Source organism: Paenibacillus riograndensis SBR5 (assembly GCF_000981585.1).
GTDB lineage: Bacteria > Bacillota > Bacilli > Paenibacillales > Paenibacillaceae > Paenibacillus_AQ > Paenibacillus_AQ riograndensis.
The window spans coordinates 1-10,000 of record NZ_LN831776.1; the positions used below are offsets into that span (position 1 = coordinate 1).

The 10,000-nt window shown below is 48.0% G+C and carries 8 protein-coding genes (1 of these 8 cut by a window edge); 7 read left to right on the forward strand and 1 reads right to left on the reverse strand.

Annotated features, from left to right (window positions below; translation table 11 throughout):
* The 6 genes from dnaA (at position 1) to gyrB (ending at position 6,325) form a co-directional block, all read left to right on the forward strand.
* Positions 1-1,347 (forward strand): chromosomal replication initiator protein DnaA, encoded by a 1,347-nt coding sequence (gene dnaA, locus PRIO_RS00005; protein WP_020425732.1) that lies wholly within the window; start codon positions 1-3, stop codon positions 1,345-1,347.
* A 197-nt stretch (positions 1,348-1,544) separates the two neighbouring features.
* Positions 1,545-2,687 carry a DNA polymerase III subunit beta gene (gene dnaN, locus PRIO_RS00010; RefSeq protein WP_020425733.1) on the forward strand — a complete coding sequence of 381 codons (1,143 nt, stop codon included), beginning with the start codon at positions 1,545-1,547 and terminating at the stop codon, positions 2,685-2,687.
* 48 nt (positions 2,688-2,735) lie between these two features.
* Entirely contained in the window at positions 2,736-2,963 is a 228-nt protein-coding gene (yaaA, locus tag PRIO_RS00015) for a S4 domain-containing protein YaaA (protein WP_020425734.1), read from the forward strand.
* A gap of 21 nt (positions 2,964-2,984) precedes the next feature.
* Entirely contained in the window at positions 2,985-4,103 is a 1,119-nt protein-coding gene (gene recF, locus PRIO_RS00020; RefSeq protein WP_039833116.1) for a DNA replication/repair protein RecF, read from the forward strand.
* A gap of 16 nt (positions 4,104-4,119) precedes the next feature.
* Entirely contained in the window at positions 4,120-4,368 is a 249-nt protein-coding gene (gene remB / locus PRIO_RS00025) for an extracellular matrix regulator RemB (RefSeq protein ID WP_020425573.1), read from the forward strand.
* Between the two features lie 46 nt (positions 4,369-4,414).
* Positions 4,415-6,325, forward strand: coding sequence for a DNA topoisomerase (ATP-hydrolyzing) subunit B (gene gyrB, locus PRIO_RS00030; protein ID WP_039785024.1), 1,911 nt, complete (start codon positions 4,415-4,417; stop codon positions 6,323-6,325).
* Positions 6,326-6,395: 70 nt separating this feature from the next.
* Here the strand turns inward: gyrB and PRIO_RS00035 are convergent, their stop codons facing one another.
* On the reverse strand, positions 6,396-7,283 hold the full coding sequence (locus PRIO_RS00035) for a YheC/YheD family protein (protein ID WP_020425571.1): 888 nt from the start codon (positions 7,281-7,283) through the stop codon (positions 6,396-6,398).
* A gap of 335 nt (positions 7,284-7,618) precedes the next feature.
* Here PRIO_RS00035 and gyrA point away from each other — a divergent pair, with 335 nt between their 5' ends.
* A protein-coding gene (gyrA, locus tag PRIO_RS00040; protein WP_020425570.1) for a DNA gyrase subunit A crosses the window boundary here: on the forward strand, positions 7,619-10,000 show its 5' portion. Its footprint extends 165 nt past the window's final position; the window shows 2,382 of its 2,547 coding nt (coding positions 1-2,382); the start codon lies at positions 7,619-7,621; its stop codon lies beyond the right edge, outside the window.

Sequence of the window (10,000 nt, forward strand, 5' to 3'; positions counted from 1 at the left end):
GTGGACAGCCATACTTCCGAATTATGGCAGCAAATTTTATCGATTATTCAAACCAAATTAAGCAAGCCGAGCTTTGATACCTGGTTTAAAGCAACGAAGGCGCTTACCTTCAGCCCCCAGGCCCTGATTATCTCGGCGCCTACAACCTTTGCTGTAGAATGGCTGGAAAGTCGTTATACCAAATTGGTAGGAGCTACGGTTTATGAAGTGACCGGAGAGCAAGTTGAGGTCAAGTTTGTGATTGAGGAGAATAAGCCGGCCGAGCCGGTCGTGCAGCAAACGGCCCCTTCCCCAGCGGTATCGCGTGAAGAAGCGCAGACCCATTTGCTCAATCCCAAGTACACTTTCGATACGTTCGTCATCGGTTCCGGCAACCGTTTTGCGCATGCAGCCTCACTGGCTGTGGCAGAAGCGCCGGCAAAGGCTTATAACCCTCTGTTTTTATACGGTGGCGTAGGATTAGGCAAAACTCATTTGATGCACGCGATCGGACATTATGTGCTGGAGCACAACCCTAATAATAAGGTCATTTACATCTCGTCCGAGAAGTTTACGAATGAGTTCATCAACTCCATCCGTGACAACCGCGGTGAAAGCTTCCGCAACAAGTACCGCAATGTTGACATATTGCTCATTGACGACATTCAATTCCTCGCCGGCAAGGAGTCAACACAGGAGGAATTTTTCCATACGTTCAACGCTTTGCATGAAGAGCGCAAGCAAATTATTATCTCGAGCGACCGTCCCCCAAAGGAAATTCCCACATTGGAAGAACGGCTGCGCTCCCGGTTTGAATGGGGACTCATCACCGATATTCAACCGCCGGATCTGGAGACACGAATTGCCATTCTGCGCAAAAAAGCCAAAGCGGAGAACCTCGACATTCCGAATGAAGCAATGATGTACATTGCCAATCAGATCGATACGAACATCCGTGAGCTGGAAGGTGCTCTAATCCGGGTAGTTGCCTACTCTTCCCTGACCAACCAGGATGTAACGACCCATCTGGCCGCCGAGGCACTTAAGGACATTATTCCTTCCAGCCGGCCGAAGATGATTACCATAGGTGATATTCAGCAAAAAGTCGGAGAATATTACAATTTGCGCATGGAAGACTTCAAGGCGCGCAAACGCACCAAGGCTGTAGCTTTTCCCCGGCAAATCGCCATGTATCTCTCCCGCGAGTTAACGGATTATTCGCTGCCGAAGATTGGAGAGGCGTTCGGAGGACGGGACCATACAACCGTTATCCATGCCCATGAGAAGATTACACAGTCATTAAAGGTAGACCAGGAGTTGTACAAAGTGGTAAATAATCTTGCGGAGAAAATTAAAAATCCTTCCTAAGAGGAACAAAGAGCCTATACACAATCTATACACATGTGGGTAGGCTTAATTTTATGCTGTTTTCCGGGTTATCCACATAAACCGGGCCCCTACTACTAATACTATTAAATAACTATAATAATTCATCATCTAAGAGCCGCGTTTCGAAGTGAACAAACCAACACCGGTTTCCCAATTTTTCAGCTAGGAGTGAAATCATGAAAATAAGCATTCTTAAAAATGAGCTCAACGAATCGATAGGTCACGTATCCAAGGCAATCTCCAGCAGAACTACCATCCCGATTCTGACTGGTATTAAGTTCGAAGTCAGCCATCAGGGAGTTACCCTGACTGCCAGTGACACGGATATCTCCATCCAATCCTTTATTCCAGCAGAAGATGACAGCCAGACGATCGTAAAAGTCGAGCAGCCCGGAAGTGTTGTGCTTCCAGCCAAGTTTTTCGTGGAGATCATCAAAAAGCTTCCCTCCAAAGAAATTCACATGGAAGTCAAGGAAGGCTTCCAAACCTATATCTCTTCCGGTTCTACTGAGATTCAAATCGTCGGCCTAGATCCCGAGGAATTCCCTGTACTGCCCAGCATCGAAGAGAATGATACGGTCTCTTTGCCGGGCGATCTGCTGAAAAATATGATCAAACAAACCGCCTTCTCTATCTCTACCCAGGAGACGACCCCTATCCTGACAGGGATTCTGTGGAATCTTAGCGATAATGAATTCAAATTTACGGCCACTGACCGCCACCGTCTGGCCACAAGAGCTGCGCATCTGGAAGGCACGGAAAGTGTCCAATTTGCCAATGTGGTCATTGCGGGCAAAACACTGAACGAATTGAGTAAAATCATTCCCGACCAGAATATGCTGGTGGATATTGTCGTCGCCGATAACCAGGTGCTGTTCAAAATCGACAAGGTTCTGTTCTATACACGGATCCTGGACGGGATTTATCCGGATACTTCTAGGATTATTCCGACTGCCTACAAAACAGAACTAACTTTGGATACAAAAAAACTCAGCGAATCGATTGACCGTGCTTATTTGCTGTCGCGCGAAGAAAAAACGAATATCGTACGCATGCAGACGCTGGAAAACGGCGATGTTGAGATTTCATCCAGCTCCTCAGAACTTGGGAAGGTCCGGGAAGAGCTGGAGGTTATTGATTTTAAAGGCGAGCCGCTGAAAATCTCCTTCAACTCGAAGTATATGCTGGATGTGCTCAAGGTTGTAGAAAGTGAACAGCTCGTCATTGCTTTCACCGGAATGATGAGCCCGATCATTCTGAAGCCGCTGGATGAAAGCCGCAGCCTGTACGTTATTCTCCCATACCGGACAACCAATTAATGCCGCTGTCCATCCACATGTGGATAAGTGGCTGAAAGGACGAAATTCATGAAAAAAATACTTATCCACAGTGAATATATTAAGCTCGACCAGTTTTTGAAGCTCTCCGATTGTGTATCCACAGGCGGGATGGCCAAAGCCTTGCTGCAGGAAGGATATGTGCAGGTCAACGGGGAAAAGGAAGATCGTCGTGGAAGAAAGCTGTACCCGGGTGATAAAGTAAAGGTTCAGGATAACGGCGTTTTCGAGGTTGAAGGCGGCGGAATAAAAGAATAACACTCGGGGAGGCTCAGCTTCGTGTTTGTCAAAAATATCGGTCTGCAGTATTACCGCAATTACGGGCTGCTGCGTCTGGAGAGCCTGGGCGATGTGAATCTGATCCTCGGTCAGAATGCCCAGGGCAAAACCAACCTTATGGAGGCTTTGTTCGTTCTGGCAATGACTAAGAGTCACCGCACCTCCAAGGATAAGGAGCTTATTTCCTTCGATGCCCCGGCAGGCTCTGCACAGATCGTGGCTGAGGTGGAGCGGAAATACGGTGATCTGAAGCTGGAGCTGACCTTATCCGCCCAGGGCAAAAAAGCCAAAATCAATGGACTGGAGCAGCGCAGGCTCAGCGAGTTCGTCGGTTCTTTAAATGTCGTCATGTTCGCTCCGGAGGATTTGGAGATTGTCAAAGGGACCCCTGGCATAAGACGCCGATTCCTTGATATGGAGATTGGCCAGGTGCAGCCGAGCTATCTGTTTCATCTGCAGCAATATCAGAAAGTCCTGCTCCAAAGGGGCAATTTGCTAAAACAGCTATGGGGCAAAGAGGCTGCCGGCAAAGAGCTTTTGGAGATATGGGATGCCCAACTTGTAGAACATGGTGTTAAAATCGTCAAAAAAAGGAAAGAATTCATAAAGAAGCTGCAAATATGGGCAGAAAGCATTCATCGTGGCATTACAAACGGCGGAGAAGAGCTGAAACTATTGTATGTTCCTTCTTTTGGTGAGCGTGAAATGGAAGATGAAGCTGTCTTATTAGACAATTTTATGTTAAAGTTATCACAAACGAGAGATCAGGAAATCAGGCGCGGCATGACGCTGACGGGTCCCCATAGGGATGACCTGTCCTTTTTTATCAACGGAAGAGAAGCTCAGGTCTACGGCTCCCAGGGGCAGCAACGCACGGCAGCTTTATCGCTCAAGCTGGCGGAAATCGAGCTGATCCATGAAGAGATCGGAGAATATCCTGTGCTGCTTCTTGATGATGTTTTGTCCGAACTTGATCCCTACCGTCAGACCCAGCTTATCGAAACCTTTCAAAGCAAGGTACAGACTTTTATTACCGCCACCGGGATTGAAAGTCTGAGTGCCGATAGATTAAAAGGCGCAAGCCTATATCATGTGCATGACGGCAAAGTGGAGATCTAAAGAGCGGAGGAAGACCATGTATATTCATTTGGGCGGGGAAAAGATTATTCGATCCTCAGAGTTAATCGCTATTTTTGATATCTCGATTGAGAAGTCCTCCAAGGTATCGAAGCAGTTCATTGTTCATTCCGAGCAGGACAAGAAACTGGAACGAATCGGTGAAGAGGAAGCGAAGTCCATTGTCGTAACCAAAAATACTGTATATTATTCCCCTATCTCCTCCTCCACTCTCAAAAAAAGAGCCAAAATCTTGTTGGAAATATAACGTTGTGTGAGTTACAAGAGATAATCTGAAAGAAGTAGGTGAAGGCATGTCAATGAATCAACCGACATATGATGAGAGCCAGATTCAGGTACTGGAAGGGCTGGAGGCAGTTCGGAAACGTCCCGGCATGTACATCGGTTCTACCAGCGCCAAAGGTCTGCATCATTTGGTCTGGGAGGTTGTCGATAACAGTATCGATGAGGCGCTGGCAGGCTATTGCGACCGGATTCAAGTGAAGATTCATGAAGATAACAGTGTTACAGTAATTGATAATGGACGGGGTATCCCTGTCGGCGAGAATGTGAAGCTGAAGAAGTCGACGCTCGAAGTCGTCATGACGGTCCTTCATGCAGGGGGAAAATTCGGCGGCGGCGGATATAAAGTATCAGGCGGTTTGCACGGTGTAGGGATCTCCGTCGTAAATGCCTTGTCCGAGAAGGTTGTTGTGAACGTCAAGCGTGACGGCCACATCTACCAGCAGGAATATAGACGCGGTGCGCCGCAGTATGATATCAAGATCGTTGGGGATACCGATGAGACAGGGACAACCACAACCTTTCTTCCGGATCCGGAGATATTCACCGAAACGACAGTGTTTGAATATACGACATTGCTTACACGCATTCGCGAATTAGCCTTTCTTAACAAGGGCATTGAGCTTTCGCTGCTGGATGAACGCACCGGTGTGTCGAATGTTTTCAAATACGAGGGCGGTATCGTTGAGTATGTAAAATACCTGAACGAGAAAAAAGAAGCGCTGCACGAAGAACCCATCTACGTAGAAGGTTCCCGTGATATGATTGCGGTGGAAGTTGCTCTGCAGTATAACGATTCCTATACAGAGAACATCTACTCTTTTGCCAATAATATTAATACCCATGAGGGCGGGACCCATGAATCCGGCTTCAAAAGCGCATTAACGCGGATCATCAATGACTATGCACGTAAAACAGGAGTCATTAAGGACAGCAGCTCCAACCTTACTGGTGATGATGTGCGTGAAGGGCTGACGGCGATTATTTCCGTTAAGATTCCTGAGCCGCAATTTGAAGGCCAAACCAAAACCAAGCTGGGCAACAGTGAAGTCCGTGGTGTTGTAGAATCTCTATTCGGAGAGAAGCTGCAGGAGTTCCTGGAAGAGAATCCGGCGGTGTCCCGGCGTGTGCTGGAGAAATCCATGCAGGCTTCCCGTGCCCGTGAAGCGGCCCGCAAGGCCCGTGAACTGACCCGCCGCAAAAGTGCACTTGAAGTAAGCGCCCTGCCGGGGAAGCTGGCTGACTGCTCCTCCAAGGATGCCTCCATCAGCGAGCTGTACATCGTCGAAGGGGACTCCGCAGGCGGTTCTGCCAAGCAGGGCCGTGACCGTCATTTCCAGGCAATTCTGCCGCTGCGAGGCAAGATCCTGAACGTTGAAAAAGCGCGGCTTGACCGTATATTGTCCAATGCCGAAATCCGGGCGATTATCACTGCTCTGGGAACCGGCATCAGTGATGATTTCGATCTGTCCAAAGCCCGTTACCATAAGGTTGTTATCATGACCGATGCGGATGTCGACGGTGCCCATATCAGAACACTGCTGCTGACCTTCTTCTACCGCTACATGCGGAAGATTATCGAAGCGGGCTATATTTACATCGCCCAGCCGCCGCTGTTTAAGATCGAGCGCAATAAGGTCGTCCGCTATGCTCAGACCGAGAAGGAACGTGATGAGATTATTGCCAGCTTCGGCGAGAATGTTAAAGTCAACGTTCAACGGTATAAAGGTCTTGGGGAAATGAATGCGGCACAGCTATGGGATACGACTATGGACCCTGAGAGCCGTATGATGCTGCAGGTCACCATCGAGGATGCGATTCTCGCTGACGGAATCTTTGATACGCTGATGGGCGACAATGTTGAACCCCGGCGGGAATTTATTCAGGAGCATGCACAATCCGTGCGCAACCTGGATATTTAATACATGGCAGTTTGTTGTAATGAACCTCCGTTTTCTCTATTGTGATAAATAAGAGAGCGGAGGTTCTTTTTTAATGTCTTTTAACCCGTTTGTGCCGACGGACTGAGGTGGAGCGGGCTTTTTTTAATCTACCGTAAGCCCGGGCATAACTGCGGATCTTGCGGTAATTAGACTTATTCTGAAAGCTGCTGAATACAATAATGGATGGAAGTGTGTTAACCTCCAGCAGCCAAAGATCATGATGCGAATCTATAGCTACATCAAGTCCAATCTCTTTAAGACCCGGATAGGCGGTTTCTAGCTGTGCAGCAATTTTAACGCCCATTAATTTCAATTTCTGAATGGTCGCATTCATTTCATCTGGAATCATATGCGTTTTTAGCAGATTGCGAACGGTATAAATGCTGCCCCCACTGTGGTAGTTAGTGACAACTTTTTGTGGAGCGGCCACTCTGCCCAGCATCCCCGTGGTTTCCCATGCTCCTGAAAGGTTTTTTTGCGTAAGTACCCGCAGATCGAAAGGCCGGTCCTGATGACAGAGCAGATCAATACCCTGCTGAATCAAATACGTACGTCCTTTAATCCGCAGCAGCAAAGCTGCATGCAGCTCCTGTGGTGAGGAGAAGGCCTCTGCATCTTTTGCATAGCGCAGAATATACATTACCTTTTGTTCAACAACTGCTTCACTCTCCACGATCCCATGGGTTAAAGCGCGGTCACTGCTCCCCGGTTGACGGTCACTGGGGCTTAAATGAACCGTACGCTGTTCTGCCCTCATTACCCCGCTGCCAAAAGTCCCGCGATCTGGCTTAATATATACCGTTCCGTAAATCCCAAGCAGTTCTACTAACGCCTCCAGGCTGTATTTTCGTGTTTCGGGAATATATACAGCCAGCTGACGGTTTGGTAAAATGACTTTCGTCTTGGCCCATTTACTGGACACCCGCTGAATCTTCATGACCTGCCTCCTTCAAAGTATTACGAGCAGTAACATCCAATTCATATTCATAGAGTCAGGCATTGGCAGCTGAAATTTCAGGACAAGCAACCCAAACAATGTTATAATATAAGGATATGGGGCTATGTCTTTTGGGACAAAATAAGAGTTATAAGCCTTTCTTCTTGTCTTTACATTCTATGTGCTGAAGGCAATGGCGGAGCGGGCGTCTATCCGTATCCCGCCAAAGAAAATCATTATAGAAGATAAAAGGCTATCATGTTTAATTGTGCTGCTTTTGTGAAAGTAATATAATTAAGGGTAGCGGTTTTTAACTGAAGGAGGTCCAGCAACTCATGGCTGAACAAAATAACCCGCAAGTCAAAGATCGGGACATTGGTGAGGAAATGCGCGAATCCTTTATGGATTACGCGATGAGCATCATTGTAAGCCGGGCTTTGCCGGATGTGCGGGACGGACTTAAGCCTGTCCACCGACGCATTTTGTTTGCGATGTCGGAACTTGGAATGTTTGCCGATAAACCTCATAAGAAATCAGCAAGAATCGTCGGTGAGGTTATCGGTAAGTATCATCCTCACGGGGACTCTGCTGTTTATGAAACGATGGTCCGGATGGCGCAGGATTTCTCAATGCGGTATATGCTCGTCGATGGCCACGGGAACTTTGGCTCTATTGACGGCGACATGGCTGCAGCCATGCGGTACACCGAAGCCCGGCTCTCCAAAATTGCCGGAGAAATGCTACGCGATCTGAACAAAGAGACGGTTGATTTCGCACCCAACTATGATGGTGAAGAGAATGAGCCCGTAGTATTGCCTGCCCGCTATCCGAACCTGCTTGTTAACGGGGTATCTGGTATCGCTGTCGGTATGGCTACCAATATTCCTCCTCATAATCTGGGAGAGGTTATTGACGGTGTACAGGCGATGATCAAGAATCCTGACATTACACCCATGGAACTCATGGAATATATTCAAGGCCCGGATTTTCCGACGGCTGGTTACATTTTAGGCCGTGAGGGCATCCGTCAAGCTTACCGTACTGGCCGCGGATCGGTAACTATGCGAGCCAAAGCGGATATCGAAGAAAATAACGGCAAAGCGCGGATCATTGTAAGTGAGCTGCCCTACCAGGTCAACAAAGCCAGACTGGTTGAGAAGATCGCCGAATTAGTGCGTGAGAAACGGATTGAAGGCATTACAGATCTTCGGGATGAATCGGACCGCAATGGTATGCGTGTAGTTGTTGAGATGAGACGTGATGTGAACCCGAATGTGGTGCTGAATAATCTTTACAAGCATACGTCGATGCAGTCTACATTTGGTATCAACATGCTTGCTATCGTTAATAACGAACCGAAGATTCTTAATCTCCGGGATGTACTGTACCATTACTTGCAGCATCAGATTGAAGTTATCCGGCGCCGGACGATTTTCGATCTCAAAAAAGCTGAAGCGCGGGCGCATATTCTGGAAGGATTGCGTATCGCACTGGATCATCTGGATGAGGTTATTGCCTTGATCCGCGCTTCCCGTACGACTGATATTGCGCGGGATGGCTTGATGAGCACATTCAGCCTCAGCGTAGAGCAGGCACAAGCCATCCTGGATATGCGGATGCAGCGTCTAACCGGCCTGGAACGTGAAAAAATCGAGAACGAATATAATGAGCTATTGGCTAAGATTGCTGAATACCGTGAGATCCTGGCTAATGAGCATCTGGTACTGGAGATTATCAGCAACGAGCTCCAGGAAATCCGTGACAGGTATTCTGATGACCGTCGTACAGAAATCACGATTGGGGAAGAAAGCATCCTTGATGAGGATCTGATTCCGCGTGAAGAGGTTGTCATCACTATTACGCATACCGGATACATTAAGCGTCTGCCGGTCAGTACCTATCGCAGCCAGAAGCGTGGAGGCCGCGGTGTTATGGGGATGGATACCAAAGACCAGGACTTCGTGGAACATCTCTTTGTGAGCAACTCCCACAATTACCTGATGTTCTTTACCGATAAGGGCAAGGTATACCGGATCAAGGCTTATGAGATTCCGGAGCTTGGACGGACTGCGCGTGGGACACCAATCATCAACCTGATTCAGATCGAACAAGGTGAGAAGATTAGTGCTGTAATCCAGGTGGAAGATGCCGACAGCGATAAATACCTCTTCTTTGCGACCCGTGAAGGGATCGTCAAGAAGACACCTCTGGAGGATTATAACAATATCCGCAAAGGCGGATTGATTGCGATCAATCTCCGTGAGGAAGACTCTCTAATCGAGGTTAAGCTGACGGATGGCGAGCAAAACCTGATTATCGGTACTGCACGCGGGATGTCGATTACGTTCTCAGAGAATGATGTCCGTTCCATGGGACGCAGCGCAACCGGCGTTAAAGGTATCACACTTGATGACAATGACCATGTTATTGGGATGGATTGTGTAGACAAGGAGCTGGAGGTACTGATTGTAACCTCCAAGGGTTACGGCAAGCGTACCCCTGCCCTGGACTATCGTTCCCAGACCCGTGGCGGCAAAGGAATCAAGACCATTAACCTTACCGACAAGAATGGTCCTGTAGTCGGGCTGAAGGTTGTCAAAAAAGACGAGGACCTCATGATCATTACAACGAGCGGTACCCTGATCCGTACCAGTATGGATGGTATTTCTACCATGGGACGTTATGCTCAAGGGGTTAAGCTGATTAACATCCGTGAA

Excerpts from the sequence above, each read along its gene's own strand:
- dnaN (WP_020425733.1), top strand. The coding sequence starts at position 1,545 with ATGAAAATAAGCATTCTTAAAAATGAGCTCAACGAATCGATAGGTCAC.
- yaaA (WP_020425734.1), top strand. The coding sequence starts at position 2,736 with ATGAAAAAAATACTTATCCACAGTGAATATATTAAGCTCGACCAGTTT.
- remB (WP_020425573.1), top strand. The coding sequence starts at position 4,120 with ATGTATATTCATTTGGGCGGGGAAAAGATTATTCGATCCTCAGAGTTA.
- gyrB (WP_039785024.1), top strand. The coding sequence starts at position 4,415 with ATGTCAATGAATCAACCGACATATGATGAGAGCCAGATTCAGGTACTG.
- PRIO_RS00035 (WP_020425571.1), bottom strand. The coding sequence starts at position 7,283 with ATGAAGATTCAGCGGGTGTCCAGTAAATGGGCCAAGACGAAAGTCATT.